Here is a 19,544-nt window from a genome sequence, read left to right as displayed (position 1 = left end):
CGGTATCCCGTCACCACAGGACTGACGATGTCGGCAACAAAACCCAGGCTGCGCTCCACCCAATGGTTCGGCACGAACGACAAGAACGGCTTCATGTACCGAAGCTGGATGAAGAACCAGGGCATCCCCGATCATGAGTTCGACGGTCGGCCGATCATCGGCATCTGCAACACGTGGTCCGAACTGACGCCGTGCAATGCGCACTTCCGCAAGCTCGCCGAGCACGTGAAGCGCGGGATCTTCGAGGCGGGCGGGTTCCCGGTCGAGTTCCCGGTGTTCTCGAACGGTGAATCGAACCTGCGGCCGTCGGCGATGCTCACGCGCAACCTGGCGTCGATGGACGTCGAGGAAGCGATCCGCGGCAATCCGATCGACGCGGTCGTGCTGCTCGCCGGCTGCGACAAGACGACCCCCGCGCTGCTGATGGGCGCGGCGAGCTGCGACGTGCCGGCGATCGTCGTGTCGGGCGGCCCGATGCTGAACGGCAAGCTCGAGGGCAAGAACATCGGTTCGGGTACCGCCGTCTGGCAACTGCACGAATCGCTGAAGGCGGGCGAGATCGACCTGCATCACTTCCTGTCGGCCGAAGCCGGCATGTCGCGCTCGGCCGGCACCTGCAACACGATGGGCACCGCGTCGACGATGGCGTGCATGGCCGAGGCGCTCGGCGTGGCGCTGCCGCACAACGCGGCGATTCCGGCCGTCGATTCGCGCCGCTACGTGCTCGCGCACATGTCCGGCATCCGGATCGTCGAGATGGCGCTCGAAGGGCTCGTGCTGTCGAAGGTGCTGACGCGCGCGGCGTTCGAGAACGCGATCCGCGCGAACGCGGCGATCGGCGGCTCGACCAATGCGGTGATCCACCTGAAGGCGATCGCGGGCCGCATCGGCGTGCCGCTCGAGCTCGAGGACTGGATGCGCATCGGCCGCGACACGCCGACGATCGTCGACCTGATGCCGTCCGGGCGCTTCCTGATGGAGGAGTTCTATTACGCGGGCGGCCTGCCGGCCGTGCTGCGCCGGCTCGGCGAAGGCGGGCTGCTGCCGCACCCCGACGCGCTGACCGTCAACGGCAAGTCGCTGTGGGACAACGTGCGCGAAGCGCCGAACTACGACGACGAGGTGATCCGCCCGCTCGACCGGCCGCTGATCGCGGACGGCGGGATCTGCATCCTGCGCGGCAATCTCGCGCCGCGCGGCGCGGTGCTGAAGCCGTCGGCGGCGAGCCCCGAGCTGCTGAAGCATCGCGGCCGCGCGGTGGTGTTCGAGAATCTCGAGCACTACAAGGCGACGATCAACGACGAAGCGCTCGACGTCGATGCGAGTTCGGTGATGGTGCTGAAGAACTGCGGGCCGCGCGGTTATCCGGGGATGGCGGAGGTCGGCAACATGGGGCTGCCGCCGAAGCTGCTGCGCCAGGGCGTGAAGGACATGGTGCGGATCTCGGACGCGCGGATGAGCGGCACCGCGTACGGCACGGTGGTGCTGCACGTCGCGCCGGAAGCGGCCGCGGGCGGGCCGCTGGCCGCCGTGCGCAACGGCGACTGGATCGAGCTCGACTGCGAGGCCGGCACGCTGCACCTGGACATTCCGGACGACGAACTGCAGCGCCGCCTGTCGGACGTCGATCCGACCGCGGCGCCGGGCGTGGCCGCGCAATTGGGCAAGGGCGGCTACGCGCGGCTGTATATCGATCACGTGCTGCAGGCCGACGAGGGGTGCGACCTCGACTTCCTGGTCGGCATGCGCGGCGCGGACGTGCCGAGCCATTCGCATTGAGACAAACGGCCTCCGCAAGCGCCAAGACGCCAACCGAGGCCGACCGCGAAGCATGGGACCCCCGCAAGCGCTAAAGCGCCAACGTGGGCTACAGGAGACAAGATGACGACGCAGTACACGCCCGCCCACGCGATGGCGGAACAGTCCGATTCGCCGGCAGCCGTCGACGAACGGCAACTGACCCGCCTGCTCACGCGCAAGCTGGTGCCGTTCCTCGCGCTGATCTACGTGGTCGCCTACGTCGACCGTACGGTCGTCGGCTTCGCGAAGCTGCACATGAACGCGGCGATCGGCCTCGGCGACGCCGCCTACGGGCTCGGCGCCGGACTGTTCTTCATCGGCTACTTCCTGTGCGAAGTGCCGAGCAATCTCGCGCTCGGACGCTTCGGCGCACGCGTGTGGTTCGCGCGCATCCTCGCGACGTGGGGCGTGATCACGATCGCGATGGCGCTCGTGCAGGGGCCGGCCAGTTTCTACGTGCTGCGCTTCCTGCTCGGCGCGGCCGAAGCCGGCCTCTATCCCGGCATCCTCTACTTCCTCACGCAATGGTTCCCGATGCGCGACCGTGCCCGCGTGATCGGCCTGCTCGTGCTCGCGCAGCCGCTCGCCGGCATCGTGACGGGCCCGCTCGCCGGGTGGCTGCTGTCGACGCACGGTTGGTTCGGCCTGTCGGACTGGCAGACGTTGTTCGTCGTCAGCGGCTTGCCGGCCGTGCTGCTCGCATGGCCGACGCTGCGGTTGTTGCCCGAGTCGCCCGCGCATGCGCGCTGGCTGAACGACGACCAGCGCCGCTGGATCGCGCGGCAGCTCGCCGCCGACCGCGACACGTATCGACCCGCTTCGCACGGCAATCCGCTCGCCGCACTGCGCGACCGCCGCGTGCTGCTGCTCGCCGCGCTGTTCCTGCCGTTTCCGCTGTGCATCTACGGGCTGTCGCTCTGGCTGCCGACGATCATCCACGCATTCGGCGCTGACGATGCGGCGACCGGGCTGCTGTCCGCGGTACCGTATCTGTTCGCGGTGGTCGGCCTGCTGGTCGTGCCGCGCCATTCGGACCGCAAGCGCGAGCGCTACTGGCACATCGTCGTCGTGTCGGCGGCGGCCGCCGCGACGATGGCCGCGAGCGCATGGGTGGAGCAGCCCGCGCTGCAGTTCGCGTTCATCTGCCTCACCGCGTTCTCGCTCTATTCGATCCAGGCCGTCGTGTGGGCGCTGCCCGGCGAATTCCTGACCGGCACGAGTGCGGCGGTCGGCATCGCCGCGATCAATTCGCTCGCGAATCTCGGCGGCTACTTCGGGCCGTACGGCATCGGCCTGATCAAGGCATCGACCGGCAGTCTCGCGGCCGGCCTGTACTTTCTCGCGGCGACGCTGTTGTTCGCGGTGCTGATGACGTTCGTGGTCCGGGCCGCGCTGCGCGCGCCCGAGCCGGCCGCGCGCGCATTCGCCCGCGAATCCTGAACGCCTTGTTTTTCCGGCTGAACGCCGATTCGACCGACGCAGGACCCGAACCATGACATCGAGCAGCACACCGCGCTATCGCGGCATCTTCCCCGTCGTCCCGACGACGTTTTCCCAGACCGGCGAGCTCGACCTCGCGAGCCAGAAGCGCGCGGTCGATTTCATGATCGATGCGGGCTCGGACGGGCTGTGCATCCTCGCGAACTTCTCCGAGCAATTCGCGATCACCGACGACGAACGCGACGTGCTCACGCGCACGATCCTCGAACACGTCGCCGGCCGCGTGCCGGTGATCGTCACGACGTCGCACTACAGCACGCAGGTGTGCGCGGCGCGCAGCCTGCGCGCGCAGCAGCTCGGCGCGGCGATGGTGATGACGATGCCGCCGTATCACGGCGCGACGTTCCGCGTGCCCGAAGCGCAGATCGTCGACTTCTTTGCGCGCGTGTCGGATGCGATCGACATCCCGATCATGATCCAGGATGCGCCCGCGAGCGGCACCGCGCTGTCCGCGCCGTTGCTTGCGCGGATGGCGCGCGAGATCGAGCAGGTCGCGTACTTCAAGATCGAGACGCCCGGCGCCGCGAACAAGCTGCGCGAGCTGATCCGGCTCGGCGGCGACGCGATCGAAGGGCCGTGGGACGGCGAGGAGGCGATCACGCTGCTCGCCGACCTGCATGCCGGCGCGACCGGCGCGATGACGGGCGGCGCGTATCCGGACGGCATCCGGCCGATCCTCGAAGCGTGGCGCGAAGGGCGGCAGGACGACGCATACGCGCGCTATCAGGCGTGGCTGCCGCTGATCAATCACGAGAACCGCCAGTCCGGCATTCTCACCGCGAAGGCGCTGATGCGCGAAGGCGGTGTGATCGCGTGCGAGCGGCCGCGGCATCCGATGCCGGAGCTGCATCCGGACACGCGCGCGGAGCTGCTCGCGATCGCGCGCCGGCTCGATCCGCTCGTGCTGCGCTGGGCGCACTAACCGAGTAGCGAAGGAGGAACGCAGATGAGCAACGTGATTTCGCTGGGCGTGATCGGGATCGGCAAGATCGCGCGTGACCAGCATTTGCCCGCGATCGCCGCCGAACCGGGCTTCGCGCTGACCGCCTGCGCGAGCCGTCACGCGGAAGTCAGCGGCGTGCGCAATTATCCGGAACTGGGTGCGCTGCTGGCCGCCGAGCCCGGGCTCGAGGCGGTGTCGCTGTGCGCGCCGCCGCAGGTGCGCTACGCGCAGGCACGCGCGGCGCTCGAAGCCGGCAAGCACGTGATGCTCGAGAAACCGCCGGGCGCGACGCTCGGCGAAGTGGCCGCGCTGGACGCGCTCGCGCGCGAACGCGGCCTCACGCTGTTCGCGACCTGGCATTCGCGCTGCGCGAGCGCGGTGGAACCGGCGCGCGCGTGGCTCGCGACGCGCATGATCCGCGCGGTGCAGGTGCGCTGGAAGGAAGACGTGCGGCGCTGGCATCCGGGGCAGCAGTGGATCTGGGAGCCGGGCGGCCTCGGCGTGTTCGATCCCGGCATCAACGCGCTGTCGATCGTCACGCGGATCCTGCCGCGCGAGCTCGTGCTGCGCGAAGCGACGCTCTACGTGCCGAGCGACGTGCAGACGCCGATCGCGGCCGAACTCGATTGCGCCGATACGGACGGCGTGCCCGTGCACGCGGAATTCGACTGGCGGCACGGCCCCGTCGAGCAATGGGAGATCGCGGTCGACACGTCGGACGGCGTGCTCGCGATCAGCCGCGGCGGCGCGCAACTGTCGATCGCCGGCGAGCCGGTCGAGATCGGCCCGCAGCGCGAGTATCCGGCGCTGTATGCTCACTTCCGCGCGCTGATCGCGCGCGGCGAAAGCGACGTCGACGTACGGCCGTTGCGGCTCGTCGCCGACGCATTCCTGTTCGGGCGGCGCGTCGGCACCGACGCGTTCGGCCGCTGAAAACGTGCCGGCGCGCCTCATCGCGAGCGCGACCGTGTACGACGGATGTTGAAGACCCAAGCCAATACAAGGAGACACCGCATGAACCGCACGACTCGCCGACACACCCTGCGCGCACTGTTGGCCGCGCTTTGCCTCGCGCCGCTCGGGATGCAGGGCGCCGCGCACGCCGACGCGCCGCTGAAGATCGGCTTCCTGGTGAAGATGCCCGAGCAGGCATGGTTCATCAACGAGCAGAACGCGGCCGCCTCGCTCGGCCAGAAGGAGAACTTCTCGGTCGTGAAGATCGGCACGCCGGACGGCGAGAAGGTGCTCGCCGCGATCGACAACCTCGGCTCGCAAGGCGCGCAGGGCTTCGTGATCTGCGCGCCCGACGTGCGCCTCGGGCCGGCGATCGCCGCGCGCGCGAAGCGCTACAACATGAAGTTCGTGACCGTCGACGACCAGCTCGTCGACTCGACCGGCAAGCCGCTGTCGAACGTGCCGCATCTCGGCATGTCGGCGATCAAGATCGGCAACCAGGTCGGCCAGGCGATCGCCGACGAGATGAAGCGGCGCGGCTGGAAGCCTGAGGAAGTCGGCGCGCTGCGCATCACCAACTACGAGCTGCCGACCGCGAAGCTGCGCACCGACGGCGCGACGCAGGCGCTGCTCGCGAACGGCTTCCGCAAGGAGAACATCTTCGACGCGCCGCAGAAGACGACCGACGACGAAGGCGGCTTCAGCGCCGCGGCGCCCGTGCTCGCGCGCCATCCGAACGTGAAGAAGTGGGTGGTCTACGCGCTGAACGAGGAAACCGTGCTCGGCGCGGTGCGCGCGACCGAACAGCTGCACATCCCGGCGGCCGACGTGATCGGCGTCGGCATCAACGGCGCGGGCGAGGCGTTCGCCGAATTCCAGAAGAAGGAGCCGACCGGCTTCTACGGGACGATCGCGGTCAGCTCGACGAACCACGGCAAGGACAGCACGCAGAACCTCGTCGACTGGATCCGCAACGGCAAGACGCCGCCGGCCGACACGCAGACGAGCGGCAAGCTGATGACGCGCGCGAACTGGCAGGCCGTGCGCACCGAGCTCGGCATCTGAGCGTGCGAGGCGACGACGCGATGACGATGCAGACGATCACGGCCGTGTCCGGCAACGATGACACGGTCACGCACGGCGCCGCCGCGCCGCCCGGCGGCGCGCTGCTCGCGCTCGACGGGATCACGGTGACATTCCCGGGCGTGCGCGCGCTCGATGCCGTGTCGCTGTCGGTGCGCGCGGGCGAAGTGCACGGGCTGATGGGCGAGAACGGCGCGGGCAAGTCGACGCTGTTGAAAGTGCTGTCGGGCGTGAACCAGCCGCAGGCCGGCACGCTGACGTTGAACGGCACGGTGCAGCGCTTCGCGTCGACGCGCGCCGCGCTCGAGGCCGGCATCGCGATCATCTACCAGGAGCTGCATCTGGTGCCGGAGCTGACGGTCGCGGAGAACCTGATGCTCGGGCAGCTGCCGAGCCGGCTCGGCGTGGTCGACGAGCGCGCGCTCGCGGTGCGTGCGCTCGATGCGCTGGAGCGCCTCGGCGAGCACATCGATCCGGACATCCCGGTGAAGTATTTGTCGATCGGCCAGCGCCAGATGATCGAGATCGGCAAGGCGCTGATGCGCGACGCGCGCGTGATCGCGTTCGACGAACCGACGAGTTCGCTGTCCGCGCGCGAGACGACGCAGCTGTTCCGCATCATCCGTTCGCTGCGCGCGGAAGGGCGCGCGATCATCTACGTCACGCACCGGATGGAGGAAGTCGATGCGCTGTGCGACCGCGTGACGGTGTTCCGCGACGGCCGCCGGATCGAGACGTTCGAATCGGTCGCCGACCTCGATCGCGACCAGCTGATCGGCTGCATGGTCGGCCGCTCGATCGAGGACGTGTACGGCTACCGGCCGCGCGCGGCCGGCGACGTGATGATCGAGGCGAAGGGGCTGACCGGGCCCGGCTTGTCCGAGCCGGTGTCGTTCGCCGCGCGCCGCGGCGAGATCGTCGGCTTCTTCGGGCTCGTCGGCGCGGGCCGCTCGGAGCTGATGAAGCTGCTGTACGGCGCGACGCGCCCGAGCGGCGGCCACGTCGAGCTCGGCGGCAAGCGCGTCGCGTTTTCGAGCCCGCGCCACGCGGTGCGCGCCGGCATCGCGCTGTGCCCGGAGGATCGCAAGCAGGAAGGCATCGTCGCGATCGCGTCGGTGGCCGATAACCTGAACATCAGCGCGCGCCGTCATTTCAGCCCGGCGCGCGTGCTGCTCGACGCGCGGCGCGAACGCGACCTCGCGCAACGCTACATCGAGCGGCTCGCGATCAAGACCCCCGACGGCGACACGCCGATCGGCGCGCTGTCGGGCGGCAACCAGCAGAAGGTCGTGCTCGCGCGCTGGCTGGCCGAGCGCATCGATGTGTTCCTGATGGACGAGCCGACGCGCGGCATCGACGTCGGCGCGCGCGCGGAAATCTACAACCTGTTCTACGAACTCGCGGAAGCGGGCCGCACGGTGATCCTCGTGTCGAGTGACCTGGCCGAGGTGATCGGCGTGTCGGACCGGATCATCGTCATGAAGGAAGGACGGATCGCGGGCGAAGTGGCGAAGGCGCAGGCGACGCCCGACGCGCTGATCAAGCTCGCGCTGCCGCGTTAGCGCCGTGCAGTCAACCGGAAAGCAACTGAACTGATATGAGCCAGGCAATGCAACCCCAACGCACTTCCCCGTCCCCGGATGCCACGGCCGCGCCCGCGCGAGCGCGCGGCGGCGTGTGGCAATTGATCAACCGCTCCGGCATCGTGATGGTGTTTCTCGTGCTGTTCGCGACGCTGTCGCTGACCGTGCCGGACTTCCTCACGCCGCGCAACATCCAGGGCCTCTTGCTGTCGGTCACGCTGATCGGTTCGATCGCGGTGACGATGATGTTCGTGCTCGCGCTCGGCGAAGTCGACCTGTCGGTCGCGTCGATCGTCGCGTTCTCGGGCGTCGTCGCGTCGACGCTGATCACCGCGACGCACAGCGTCGTGTTCGGCACCGTGGCCGGCATCCTCGCGGGCGGCGCGGTCGGGCTCGTGAACGGCGTGCTGATCGCGCGCTGGCGGATCAATTCGCTGATCGTCACGCTCGCGATGATGGAAGTCGTGCGCGGGCTCGCGTTCATCACGTCCAACGGCGACGCGGTGATGATCTCCGAGGAACGCTTTTTCGAGCTCGGCGCCGGATCGTTCCTCGGCATCTCGTATCCGATCTGGAGCAACATCATTGGCTTCGTCGTGTTCGGCTTCCTGCTGCGCAAGACGGTGTTCGGCAAGAACGTGCTGGCCGTCGGCGGCAACGGCGAGGCCGCGCTGCTCGCGGGGCTGCCGGTGATGCGCATCAAGATTGCGGTGTTCGTGCTGCAGGGGCTCGTGACCGGCTTCGCCGGCGTGATGCTCGCGTCGCGGATGAGCCTCGGCGACCCGAAGACGTCGGTCGGCCTCGAGCTCGGCGTGATCTCAGCGTGCGTGCTCGGCGGCGTGTCGCTGACGGGCGGCGTCGCGACGATCTCCGGCGTGCTGGTCGGCGTGCTGATCATGGGCTCCGTGCAGGACGCGATGAGCCTGTTGAACGTGCCGACCTTTTACCAATATCTGATACGCGGCGGAATTCTGTTGCTCGCGGTGCTGTTCGACCAGTATCGTCGCAACCAGCGGCGCGCGATGAAGATCTGACGAATGCGTGGCTGCCTGCGCATGCAACAAGTATCGGGAGACGGAATGCAACAGATTGATCCGGCCGCGTCGGCGACGCGGCTGGCGGACACCCGCAACATGCTCGGCGAAGGCGCGACGTGGTGCGACAAGACGCACGCGCTGTATTGGGTGGATATCGAAGGCGCGCAACTGTGGCGCTGCCGCGCGGACGGTTCGGACCTCACGCAGTGGCCGATGCCCGAACGGCTTGCGTGCTTCGCGCTGACGCACGATCCGGACGTGCTGCTCGTCGGGCTCGCGACGCAACTCGCGTTCTTCGACCTGCGCAGCGGCGCGTTCACGCGGATCGTCGACGTCGAGCCCGAATTGCCGACGCGCCTGAACGACGGGCGCTGCGATCCGTCCGGCGCGTTCGTGTTCGGGATGAAGGACGAAGGCGGCGACCCGCCGCGCGCGGTCGGCGGGTTTTACCGGCTCAATGCCGACCTCACGCTCGAACGGCTCGCGTTGCCGCCGGCCGCGATCGCGAACAGCATCGCGTTCTCGCCGGACGGCTCGAAGATGTACTTCTGCGATTCGCTCGTGCGTGAAATCCTCGTGTGCGATTACGGCCGCGCGGGTGTGGCCGGCGTGCGGCCGTTCGTGCGGCTGACCGATGCGGACGGCGACCCGGACGGCTCGACGATGGACCGCGACGGCGGCCTGTGGAACGCGCAGTGGGGCGGCCGGCGGGTGGTGCGCTACGCCGCGGACGGCGTCGAGACGGAACGCATCGCGGTGCCGACCGCGCAGCCGAGCTGCGTGACGCTCGACGGCGAAGGCCGGTTGTACGTGACGAGTGCGCGTGTTGGGTTGAGCGACGACGCGCTGGCGAGCGACGCCGATGCCGGCGGCGTGTTCGTCGCGCAGACGCGCCATGCGGGGTTGCCGACTGCGCGATTCATGGGCGCGCCGCGCGGCTGATCGCGTATTGGATCCCGTTCATGGGATGCCGCTGACGCAGCGGGCTTCGCTGACACGTTCGCGGCCTGCCGTGCATGCATGAGCGCGCGGCGGCTGTCCGACTGGCCGTCCGACTTCCCCGAACACCCCGCTCGCCCCGTCGACGTGCTGGTAAGATGGCCCGCAATTCCATCCCGCCCGCACCATGAGTTCCGCACCGACCAAGCCCGCGTCCCCGAAGAACACCGCGAAGAACGCCGCCCGCGCGACGGGCGACAAGCCGAAGGCGCGCGCGCCGCAGCGCCTGACCTACGTGATCGGCGGTCTCGACCGGCTGCTGCGCCGGCATATGACCGACGCGCTCGCACCGCTTGGCATCACGCTTGCCCAATACACGGCGCTGTCGGTGCTGGAGGCGCGCGGCGCATCGTCGAATGCGCAACTGGCCGAGCGCTCATGGATCACGCCGCAATCGGCGAACGAGGTGATGAGCGTGATGGCCGCCCGCGGCTTCGTCACGCGCGAAGCCGACCCGTCGCACGGCCGCATCATCCTGCTGACGCTGACCGACGAAGGCGCGGCGATGCTGCGTGAATGTGAAGCCGTGCTGCGCCCGCTCGAGACGCGCATGCTCGGCGACATCTCCGCCGACGACGCCGCGCACGTGCAGCGCGCGCTCGAACTGTTCTCGCGCAACCTGCGCGGCTGACCGACCCCTTTTCGCCCCCTTTTCGAACCTTCACGGCGCGGGCCGCGCGGCCCGCGTTCGCGTTGCCGGTCGCCTGACCGTTCCCCGATTCCGTCGCTTCTCCCGCTTTGCGCTCCGGGTTTACACCGGCGCTCGTGCCGCTTGCAATATCAGGTAGCCTGATATTAAATGAAGCCGTCCGCAGCAGGAATGCTGCGCACCGAATCGCACAGGAACGAACGACAGGAACAGACATGAGCAAGTACGACAACCGCTGGCAGACCGTTGAAGTGAACGTGGAGGCCGGCATCGCGTGGGTGACGCTGAACCGTCCGGACAAGCGCAACGCGATGAGCCCGACGCTGAACCAGGAGATGCTGCAGGTCCTCGACGCGATCGAGTTCGACGACGAGGCGAAGGTGCTGGTGCTGACCGGCGCGGGCAGCGCATGGACGGCCGGCATGGATCTGAAGGAATATTTCCGCGAGATCGACGGCGGCTCCGACGCGCTGCAGGAAAAGGTGCGGCGCGACGCATCGGAATGGCAGTGGCGCCGTCTGCGGATGTACAACAAGCCGACGATCGCGATGGTGAACGGCTGGTGCTTCGGCGGCGGGTTCTCGCCGCTCGTCGCGTGCGACCTCGCGATCGCGGCGGACGAAGCGGTGTTCGGGCTGTCGGAGATCAACTGGGGCATCCCGCCGGGCAACCTCGTCAGCAAGGCGATGGCCGACACCGTCGGGCATCGCCGCGCGCTGCACTACATCATGACCGGCGACACGTTCACCGGCGTCGAGGCGGCGGAAATGGGCCTCGTGAACAGCAGCGTGCCGCTGGCCGGGCTGCGCGACGCGACGATCGCGCTCGCCGCGCGGCTGATGGACAAGAACCCGGTCGTGCTGCGCGCGGCGAAGCATGGCTTCAAGCGTTCGCGCGAACTCACGTGGGAGCAGTGCGAGGATTATCTGTATGCGAAGCTCGACCAGGCGCAGTTGCGCGACCCGGAGCGCGGCCGCGAGCAGGGGCTGAAGCAGTTCCTCGACGACAAGGCGATCAAGCCGGGCCTGCAGGCATACAAGCGCTGATAGCACCGCCGACGCAACCGCAAGAGACAGGCAAGGCAGGAGACGACATGACCGACAGACGGATGCTGATCGGGGGCGAGTGGTGCACCGCCCGCGACGGGCGAACCTTCGACCGATTCAACCCCGCGACGGGCGCGCTTGCGTCGCGCGCGCCGGCGGCCGGCCTGGCCGACGCCGACGCGGCGATCGACGCCGCGCACCGCGCGTTTCCCGCCTGGGCGGCGCTCGCGCCGACGGAGCGGCGCCGCCGGCTGCTGAAGGCGGCCGACCTGATGGACGCGCGCATCGACGAATTCATCGCGACCGGCGTCGCCGAGACCGGCGCGACGCCCGGCTGGCTCGGCTTCAACGTGACGCTCGCGGCGAACATGCTGCGCGAGGCCGCGTCGATGACCACCCAGATCGACGGCGACGTGATCCCGTCCGACGTGCCCGGCAATCTCGCGCTCGCGATGCGCGTGCCGTGCGGCGTGGTGCTCGGCATCGCGCCGTGGAATGCGCCGGTGATCCTCGGCACGCGCGCGCTGGCGATGCCGCTTGCGTGCGGCAACACGGTCGTGCTGAAGGCGTCCGAAGCGTGCCCGGGCGTGCACGCGCTGATCGGCGCGGTGCTGGACGACGCCGGGCTCGGCGCGGGCGTCGTCAACGTGATCACGCACGCGGCGGCCGATGCGCCGGAACTCGTCGAGCGGCTGATCGCGCATCCGCATGTGAAGCGGATCAACTTCACCGGGTCGACGCACGTCGGGCGCATCATCGCGCGCCACGCGGCCGCGCACCTGAAACCCGTGCTGCTCGAACTCGGCGGCAAGGCGCCGGTGCTCGTGCTCGACGATGCGGATGTCGACGCAGCCGTCGACGCGATCGCATTCGGCGCGTTCTTCAACCAGGGGCAGATCTGCATGTCGACGGAGCGCGTGATTGCCGCGCGACCGATCGCCGATGCGCTCGTCGAACGGCTGGCCGCGAAGGCGCGCACGCTGGTCGCCGGCGATCCGCTGGCCGGCCATCCGCTCGGCACGATGGTCGACGCGGCGGCCGCCGCGCGCGCGGCGTCGCTCGTCGAGGATGCCCGTGCGCACGGCGCGCGCTTGCCGCTCGGCTGCCGGATCGACGGCGCGACGCTGTTGCCGGCGACGCTCTCGATCGCGTGACGCGCGACATGCGGCTCTATCGCGAGGAATCGTTCGCGCCGGTGGTCGCGATCCTGCGCGCGGACAACGACGACGAAGCGGTCGCGCTCGCGAACGACAGCGAGTTCGGGTTGTCGGCAAGCGTGTTCAGCCGCGATATCGCACGGGCGATGACGCTCGCGCGACGGATCGAGTCGGGGATCTGCCACATCAACGGGCCGACCGTGCACGACGAGGCGCAGATGCCGTTCGGCGGCGTGAAGGACAGCGGCTTCGGGCGTTTCGGCAGCGGCCGGCATCGCCGAGTTCACCGAGCTGCGCTGGATCACCGTGCAGACCACGCCGCGGCATTACCCCATATGAGCGAGGCCACGATGAATGCATCGAAGCCCGCGAGCGGGCAGGTGAGCGACACGGGCGGCGTGCGCTATCGCGCGGCGGCCGTCGCCGTGGGTGCGGCCGAGATTCGCCGCGCGGAAAACGGCACGTGGTATCTGCGTTCGCGCGAACCGCTCGGCGACTACCCAACGCGCCTGACCGACTGCCTCGTGCGCGGCGCGCAAGCGCACCCCGACCGCGTGCTGGCCGCGCGGCGCGGCGCCGATGGCCGCTGGATCGAGATCACCTACGCGCAGATGCTGGAGCGCGCACGCGCGCTCGGCCAGGGCCTCGTCGATCTCGGGCTGTCGGCCGAGCGTCCGCTCGCGGTGCTGTCCGGCAACGATCTCGAGCATCTGCAACTGATGTTCGCGGCGATGCTGGCCGGCGTGCCGTATGCGCCGATCTCGCCCGCGTATTCGCTCGTGTCGACCGACTACGGCAAGCTGCGCCACACGCTCGGCGTGCTGCGCCCGGGTGCGGTCTTCGTCGCCGAACGCGCGCCGTTCATGCGTGCGCTCGACGCCACGTTGCCGGCCGATGCGGCGCTGATCGTCGCACGCGACGACGACGCCGGCGCGCACGGAAAGGGCCGCACGGTGCCGCTCTCGCGCTTGCTCGCGACGGCACCGCGCACGATCGACGCGATCCACGCGGCGGTCGGCCCCGATCATTTGGCGAAGATCCTGTTCACGTCCGGTTCGACGAAGCAGCCGAAGGCGGTGCCGACCACGCACCGGATGCTGTGCAGCAACCAGCAGATGCTGCGCCAGACGATGCCCGAACTCACGCGCGAGCCGCCGGTGCTGGTCGACTGGCTGCCGTGGAATCACACGTTCGGCGGCAGTCACAACCTCGGCATCGCGCTGTACAACGGCGGCACGTTGTACATCGACGACGGTCGCCCGATGCCGGGCCGCTTCGACGAAACCGTGCGCAACCTGCGCGAGATCGCGCCGACGATCTACTTCAACGTGCCGAAGGGCTGGGAAGAGCTGACCGTCGCGCTCGAACGTGATGCCACGCTGCGCGACACGTTCTTCTCGCGCGTGAAGCTGTATTTCTTCGGCGGCGCGGGGCTGTCGCAGGCCGCATGGGACCGGCTCGACCGCGTGACCTACGCGCATTGCGGCGAGCGCATCCGGATCATGGCCGGCCTCGGGATGACGGAGGCGTCGCCGTCGTGCCTGTTCACGACGGGGCCGCTGATGCGCGCCGGCTATATCGGGCTGCCCGCGCCCGGCTGCGACGCGAAGCTGGTGCCGTGCGGCGGCAAGCTCGAATTGCGTTTCAAGGGGCCGAACGTAATGCGCGGCTACTGGCACGCGGACGTCGATCCGCGCGACGTGTTCGACGACGAAGGGTATTACCGCAGCGGCGACGCGGGGGTCTTTGCCGATCCGCAGCGGCCGGAACTCGGGCTGCAGTTCGACGGGCGGCTGACCGAGGACTTCAAGCTGAGCAGCGGCACCTTCGTCAGCGTCGGGCCGTTGCGCGCGAACGCGGTGTCGAGCGGCGCGCCGTACGTGCAGGACGTGGTCGTCACCGGAATCAATCGCGACGACATCGGGCTGCTCGTGTTTCCGCGCGTCGACGCGTGCCGCGCACTGGCGGGGCTCGCCGCCGACGCGCCGGTGTCCGACGTGCTGCGCGCACCGGCCGTACGCGCGGCGTTCACGACGTGGCTTGCCGCGCTGAACCGGCATGCCAGCGGCGGTTCGACGTTCGTCGCGCGCATCCGGCTGATCGACACGCCGCCGTCGCTCGATCTCGGCGAAGTGACCGACAAGGGGTCGCTGAACCAGGCGGCCGTGCAGCAGCATCGCGCGGCGACGATCGACGCGCTGTACGACCCGGCGCGGCGCGATCCCGACGTGATTTACGCGTAGGCAGCACGAGCAGGCATTAGCAGGAGCAAGCAGGACCAAGCAGGCATAACGACCGGCCGGCCACGACACCGGCAGGCATTCTTGCGGCCAGCGAATCAGGCTGCCTGATAAAGGCGGTCGTTCGGACGACACCTCGCGCGCCGATCCGCCCCTGGCCGGCGGCGGCGCGCGGCGGCCGTTGCAGGGCCGACCGACTACAAGACATGGGATTGGAGACAGGATGAACACTTACGTTGCCGAAAAATCCACGGTCGCGACCACGCTCGCGCTGTGTTTCGCGGTCGCACTCCTCGAAGGGCTCGACCTGCAGTCGGTCGGTGTCGCCGCGCCGCGCATGGCGCATGAATTCGGGCTGACCGTGTCGCAGATGGGCATCGCGTTCAGCGCGGGCACCTTCGGGCTGCTGCCGGGCGCGATGCTCGGCGGGCGGCTCGCCGACCGGATCGGCCGCAAGCGCGTGCTGATCGCATCGGCCGTGCTGTTCGGGCTGCTGTCGATCGCGACCGCGCAGGTGTCGAGCTTCTGGATGCTCGTCGTCGTGCGCGTGCTGACCGGCATCGGCCTCGGCGGCGCGATGCCGAACCTGATCGCGCTGTCGTCCGAAGCGGTCGAGCCGCGCTTGCGCAGCAGCGCGGTGGCGACGATGTACTGCGGCATTCCGTTCGGCGGCGTGATCGCGTCGCTGATCGGCGTGCTGCTCGCCGGCGACACCGAATGGCGGCACATCTTCTACGTCGGCGGCGCCGGGCCGCTGCTGCTCGTGCCGCTGCTCGCGTGGTGCCTGCCGGAATCGCGCGCGTATCTCGACGTCGCCGGCACGCCGGCCGCGCGCACCAGCGTCGCGCACACGCTGTTCGGCGACGGCCGCACGACGTCGACGTTCGCGCTGTGGATCAGCTACTTCTGCACGCTGATCGTCCTCTACTTCCTGCTGAACTGGCTGCCGTCGCTGATGGCCGCGCGCGGGCTCGACCGTGCGCATGTCGGCCTCGTGCAGATCGCGTTCAACGTCGGCGCGGGACTCGGCGCGCTCGGCATCGGCGCGGCGCTCGACCGGATGCGCGCGTCGCGCGTGGTCGGCGGCATGTATGTCGGGATCGTGCTGTCGCTTGCCGCGCTCTCGGCCGCGCCCGGCTTCGCGTCGCTCGCGGCGGCCGCGTTTGCCGCCGGGATGTTCGTGGTCGGCGGGCAGTCGGTGCTGTACGCGCTCGCGGCGATCTATTACCCGACCGCGATGCGCGGCACGGGCGTCGGCGCGGCGGTGGCCGTCGGGCGGCTCGGTTCCGTCGTCGGGCCGCTCGCGGCCGCGACGCTGCTGGCCGCCGGCCGCAGCGCGCCGGTCGTGATCGGCGCGAGCATCCCCGTCACGCTCGTCGCGGCCGTTGCCGCGCTGGTGCTGATTCGCCGCCCGCAAGCCGGCGACTGACTTTCACGGTTTTTCGATGCGCGCCGTCAGAGCGCGCCTACTCAAGGTCTGGAGACAAACGCAATGAACACGAAAACCAGGAACGGCCTGCTGGCCGCCGGCGCCTGCTGCGCGCTCGCCGCGCCCGGCGCGCACGCGCAGTCGAGCGTGACGCTGTACGGAATCATCGACACGGGCGTCGAATTCGTGTCGCACGCGAACGCGGCCGGCGACCACGTGGTGCGCATGCCGGGCGTGACGGGCGAGCTGCCGTCACGCTGGGGCCTGCGCGGCACCGAGGATCTCGGCGGCGGCTACCAGGCGGTGTTCACGCTCGAAAGCGGCTTCAACGTGCGCGGCGGCGATCTCGGGCAGGGCGGGCGACTGTTCGGGCGGCAGGCGTTCGTCGGGCTGAAGAGCGGCTTCGGCACGCTCGCGTTCGGCCGCCAGTACACGATGACCTATCTCGCGCTGCAGGGCGCGGACATCATCGGCCCCGACATCTACGGGCTCGGCTCGCTCGACGCGTACGTGCCGAACGGCCGCGCCGACAACGCGGTGACCTACGTCGGCACGTATCGCGGCGTGACGCTCGGCGCCGCGTATTCGTTCGGCCGCGACGGCGCGGGCACCGGCAACTCGCCGGGGCAGGGCACGTGCGCGGGGCAGGTGCCGGGCGACGCGGTGCAATGCCGCAACTGGTCGGTGATGCTCAAGTACGACAGCGCGTATTTCGGGGCGGCGGCGTCGTACGAGGAGCAGCGCGGCGGCACGGGCGCCGCCGCGAACTTCTTCGACGGCGTCGCGCCGGTCGCCTTCACCAGCAGCGGCGGCAAGGATGCACGCACACACGTGAGCGCCTACGCGCAGGCGGCGGGCGCGCGCATCGGCGCGGGCTGGATCGGGCGGCGCGTGTCGACCGGCTCGCCGGCCGCGGCCGGCGCGCATTCGGACCTGTTCTTCCTCGGCGCGTCGTATGCGATCAAGCCCGACTTCGTCGTCGACGGCGAAGGCTACCGGATCGTCAACAGCGCGCACGACACGCGCGCGACGATGGCCACGCTGCGCGCGACCTATCTGCTGACCAAGCGCACGGCCGTCTACGCGCAATCGTCGTATCTGTGGAACAGCGCGCATGCGCGCTACGCGGTCAGCGGCGGCGGGGCCGGCACGACGCCCGGCCAGGGGATGGGGCAGCTCGGCGCGATGGTCGGCGTCCGGCACATGTTCTGATCTGGCAGCCTGACGAACGGGAGATATCGTGAAGAGAAAATCTGCATTCCTCTGTATCGCGCCGCTGTCGGCGGCCATGCTCGCCGGTTGCGGCGGCGACGATTCGGTCAGCTCCGCGCCGACGCATCTGAGCGCCGCGACGCCGGCCGCGATGACGCAGACCTGCGACGCGCTCGCCGCGAAGCTCGCGTATGCGAACACGTCGTTCACGTCGGTGACGACCGCGGCCGCCGGCGCGCTGACGGTGGCCGGCAAGTCGATCGCCGAGCACTGCGTGATCGCCGGGAAGATGAACGAGCGCGTGAGCGCGGTGGACGGCAACACCTACGCGATCGGCTTCCAGATGCGCTTGCCGAAGGCGTGGAACGGCCGCTTCTTCTACCAGGCGAACGGCGGGCTCGACGGCAACGTCGTGACCGCGACCGGCGAGATCGGCGGCGGCGGGCCGCTGACCGACGCGCTGAACCAGGGCTTCGCGGTGATCAGCTCGGATTCCGGGCACAGCGCCGCGCAGAACCCGCTGTTCGGCCTCGATCCGCAGGCGCGGCTCGATTACGGCTACGGCGCGGTCGATGCGCTGACGCCGATGGCCAAGCAGGTGATCCGGCTCGCGTACGGCAAGGCGCCCGACCGCAGCTATTTCGGCGGCTGCTCGAACGGCGGCCGTCACGCGATGGTCACGGCCGTGCGCAACCCGGGCGACTACGACGGGATCATCGCCGGTGACCCGGGCTTTCACCTGCCGAAGGCGGCGATCGGCGAGATGTACGGCGCGCAGCAGTTCGCGAAGATCGCGTCGGCCACCGGCTCGAACGGGCTGCCCGACATCCGCAGCGGCTTCAACGACGCGGAGCGCCAGTTCGTCGGCGCGAAGATTCTCGACAAGTGCGATGCGCTCGACGGCGCGACGGACGGCATGGTGCAGGACGTCGCCGCGTGTCAGGCGCACTTCAGCGTCGAGACGGACATTCCGGCCTGCGCGAACGGCACGCGCACCGGATCCTGCCTGACGACCGCGCAGAAGAGTGCGCTCGAGAACGTGTTCGCGGGGGCGCGCAACAGCGCGGGCACGGCGCTCTACGCGAGCTTTCCGTACGATCCGGGTGTGGCCGCCCCCGGCTGGGCCGGCTGGAAGCAGTCGAATTCGATCACGCTCGACCCGGCCGCGATGGCGTTCACGTTCATGACGCCGCCGAAAACCGCCGCGACGCTCGCGAACCTCGCCGGCTTCGCGCTCGGCTTCGACATGGACAACGACGCGCCGGCGATCTTCGCGACGAATGGCGTGTACACGCAATCGTCGTGGTCGTTCATGACGCCGCCCGACGAGACCAACCTGTCCGCGCTGAAGTCGCGCGGCGCGAAGCTGCTCGTCTATCACGGCACCGGCGATCCGGTGTTCTCGTTCAACGATACGCGCGACTGGTATGCGCAGGTCGCCCAGGCAAACGGCGGCGATGCGTCGAGCTTCGCGCGCTTCTATCCGGTGCCGGGGATGAACCACTGCGCGGGCGGGCCGACGGCCGACCAGTTCGACATGCTGACGCCGCTCGTGGCGTGGGTCGAGCAGGGGCAGGCGCCCGCCGCGATCGTTGCCACCGCGCGCGACGCGACGAACGCGGTGCCGAATGCGGACGTGCCGACTTCTTGGGGGGCTGCACGCACGCGTCCGCTGTGCCCGTATCCGCAGGTCGCGCGCTACAACGGCTCGGGCGACGTGAATTCGGCGGCGAGCTTCAGTTGTCGCTGACGTAGCGGGTGTGCGGATGTGCCGATGGGGGCGTGGATCGGCACATCCGCGGTGGCTCCGCAGCGGCAATGGCGAGCGCGCCGGTGCGCATGGAAAAAGCGGCGGTGAGCCGCGCGTGACGCGGGCGTTTGCCGCCGCAGGCGGCGTCCCGGGATACTATGG

15 protein-coding genes are annotated in these 19,544 nt (G+C 69.5%); all 15 read left to right on the top strand.

The window, feature by feature from the left end; genetic code table 11:
- Positions 1-27 precede the first annotated feature (27 nt).
- The 15 genes from ACP26O_RS22485 (at position 28) to ACP26O_RS22415 (ending at position 19,382) form a co-directional block, all read left to right on the top strand.
- Positions 28-1,779: an IlvD/Edd family dehydratase gene (locus tag ACP26O_RS22485; RefSeq protein ID WP_011659865.1), complete on the top strand. Its 1,752-nt coding sequence runs from the start codon at positions 28-30 to the stop codon at positions 1,777-1,779.
- 102 nt (positions 1,780-1,881) lie between these two features.
- A complete protein-coding gene (locus ACP26O_RS22480; RefSeq protein ID WP_426356405.1) occupies positions 1,882-3,240 on the top strand; it encodes an MFS transporter in 1,359 nt (452 codons plus the stop codon).
- A gap of 52 nt (positions 3,241-3,292) precedes the next feature.
- The gene (locus ACP26O_RS22475; protein ID WP_175664322.1) at positions 3,293-4,222 is read left to right on the top strand and encodes a dihydrodipicolinate synthase family protein; all 930 of its coding nucleotides are present in this window, start codon (positions 3,293-3,295) and stop codon (positions 4,220-4,222) included.
- A 24-nt stretch (positions 4,223-4,246) separates the two neighbouring features.
- The gene (locus ACP26O_RS22470) at positions 4,247-5,176 is read left to right on the top strand and encodes a Gfo/Idh/MocA family protein (RefSeq protein ID WP_175664321.1); all 930 of its coding nucleotides are present in this window, start codon (positions 4,247-4,249) and stop codon (positions 5,174-5,176) included.
- An 81-nt stretch (positions 5,177-5,257) separates the two neighbouring features.
- On the top strand, positions 5,258-6,262 hold the full coding sequence (locus ACP26O_RS22465) for an arabinose ABC transporter substrate-binding protein (protein ID WP_011659861.1): 1,005 nt from the start codon (positions 5,258-5,260) through the stop codon (positions 6,260-6,262).
- A 20-nt stretch (positions 6,263-6,282) separates the two neighbouring features.
- The gene (araG, locus tag ACP26O_RS22460; RefSeq protein WP_175664320.1) at positions 6,283-7,842 is read left to right on the top strand and encodes an L-arabinose ABC transporter ATP-binding protein AraG; all 1,560 of its coding nucleotides are present in this window, start codon (positions 6,283-6,285) and stop codon (positions 7,840-7,842) included.
- 35 nt (positions 7,843-7,877) lie between these two features.
- Positions 7,878-8,897: an L-arabinose ABC transporter permease AraH gene (gene araH, locus ACP26O_RS22455; RefSeq protein WP_043173039.1), complete on the top strand. Its 1,020-nt coding sequence runs from the start codon at positions 7,878-7,880 to the stop codon at positions 8,895-8,897.
- A 45-nt stretch (positions 8,898-8,942) separates the two neighbouring features.
- Positions 8,943-9,842, top strand: a complete 900-nt coding sequence (locus ACP26O_RS22450) for an SMP-30/gluconolactonase/LRE family protein (RefSeq protein ID WP_175664319.1) — start codon at positions 8,943-8,945, stop codon at positions 9,840-9,842.
- Between the two features lie 184 nt (positions 9,843-10,026).
- Positions 10,027-10,530, top strand: a complete 504-nt coding sequence (locus tag ACP26O_RS22445; RefSeq protein ID WP_175664318.1) for a MarR family winged helix-turn-helix transcriptional regulator — start codon at positions 10,027-10,029, stop codon at positions 10,528-10,530.
- 233 nt (positions 10,531-10,763) lie between these two features.
- Complete coding sequence (locus ACP26O_RS22440; protein WP_175664317.1) at positions 10,764-11,594, top strand: p-hydroxycinnamoyl CoA hydratase/lyase; 831 nt, start codon at positions 10,764-10,766, stop codon at positions 11,592-11,594.
- 47 nt (positions 11,595-11,641) lie between these two features.
- Positions 11,642-12,748, top strand: a complete 1,107-nt coding sequence (locus ACP26O_RS22435) for an aldehyde dehydrogenase family protein (RefSeq protein ID WP_426356404.1) — start codon at positions 11,642-11,644, stop codon at positions 12,746-12,748.
- Complete coding sequence (locus tag ACP26O_RS22430; RefSeq protein ID WP_426356403.1) at positions 12,745-14,994, top strand: aldehyde dehydrogenase family protein; 2,250 nt, start codon at positions 12,745-12,747, stop codon at positions 14,992-14,994. Before ACP26O_RS22435 ends, ACP26O_RS22430 begins: the two co-directional genes overlap by 4 nt.
- 220 nt (positions 14,995-15,214) lie before the next feature.
- Positions 15,215-16,420, top strand: a complete 1,206-nt coding sequence (mhpT, locus tag ACP26O_RS22425) for a 3-(3-hydroxy-phenyl)propionate transporter MhpT (protein ID WP_011659853.1) — start codon at positions 15,215-15,217, stop codon at positions 16,418-16,420.
- Between the two features lie 63 nt (positions 16,421-16,483).
- Positions 16,484-17,632, top strand: coding sequence for a porin (locus tag ACP26O_RS22420; RefSeq protein WP_011659852.1), 1,149 nt, complete (start codon positions 16,484-16,486; stop codon positions 17,630-17,632).
- A 28-nt stretch (positions 17,633-17,660) separates the two neighbouring features.
- The gene (locus ACP26O_RS22415) at positions 17,661-19,382 is read left to right on the top strand and encodes a tannase/feruloyl esterase family alpha/beta hydrolase (protein ID WP_175664314.1); all 1,722 of its coding nucleotides are present in this window, start codon (positions 17,661-17,663) and stop codon (positions 19,380-19,382) included.
- Positions 19,383-19,544 lie beyond the last annotated feature (162 nt).

Source organism: Burkholderia sp. R-40 (genome assembly GCF_049942845.1).
GTDB lineage: Bacteria > Pseudomonadota > Gammaproteobacteria > Burkholderiales > Burkholderiaceae > Burkholderia > Burkholderia ambifaria.
Note: the sequence above shows the minus strand (reverse complement) of the source record. Positions and strands in the feature narration are given on the sequence as shown.

What these genes read in the sequence shown, in the direction of transcription:
- ACP26O_RS22480 (WP_426356405.1), top strand. Translation starts at nt 1,882, where the DNA reads ATGACGACGCAGTACACGCCCGCCCACGCGATGGCGGAACAGTCCGAT.
- araH (WP_043173039.1), top strand. Translation starts at nt 7,878, where the DNA reads ATGAGCCAGGCAATGCAACCCCAACGCACTTCCCCGTCCCCGGATGCC.
- ACP26O_RS22445 (WP_175664318.1), top strand. Translation starts at nt 10,027, where the DNA reads ATGAGTTCCGCACCGACCAAGCCCGCGTCCCCGAAGAACACCGCGAAG.
- ACP26O_RS22440 (WP_175664317.1), top strand. Translation starts at nt 10,764, where the DNA reads ATGAGCAAGTACGACAACCGCTGGCAGACCGTTGAAGTGAACGTGGAG.
- ACP26O_RS22435 (WP_426356404.1), top strand. Translation starts at nt 11,642, where the DNA reads ATGACCGACAGACGGATGCTGATCGGGGGCGAGTGGTGCACCGCCCGC.
- ACP26O_RS22475 (WP_175664322.1), top strand. Translation starts at nt 3,293, where the DNA reads ATGACATCGAGCAGCACACCGCGCTATCGCGGCATCTTCCCCGTCGTC.
- ACP26O_RS22470 (WP_175664321.1), top strand. Translation starts at nt 4,247, where the DNA reads ATGAGCAACGTGATTTCGCTGGGCGTGATCGGGATCGGCAAGATCGCG.
- ACP26O_RS22485 (WP_011659865.1), top strand. Translation starts at nt 28, where the DNA reads ATGTCGGCAACAAAACCCAGGCTGCGCTCCACCCAATGGTTCGGCACG.
- ACP26O_RS22450 (WP_175664319.1), top strand. Translation starts at nt 8,943, where the DNA reads ATGCAACAGATTGATCCGGCCGCGTCGGCGACGCGGCTGGCGGACACC.
- ACP26O_RS22465 (WP_011659861.1), top strand. Translation starts at nt 5,258, where the DNA reads ATGAACCGCACGACTCGCCGACACACCCTGCGCGCACTGTTGGCCGCG.
- ACP26O_RS22420 (WP_011659852.1), top strand. Translation starts at nt 16,484, where the DNA reads ATGAACACGAAAACCAGGAACGGCCTGCTGGCCGCCGGCGCCTGCTGC.
- araG (WP_175664320.1), top strand. Translation starts at nt 6,283, where the DNA reads ATGACGATGCAGACGATCACGGCCGTGTCCGGCAACGATGACACGGTC.
- mhpT (WP_011659853.1), top strand. Translation starts at nt 15,215, where the DNA reads ATGAACACTTACGTTGCCGAAAAATCCACGGTCGCGACCACGCTCGCG.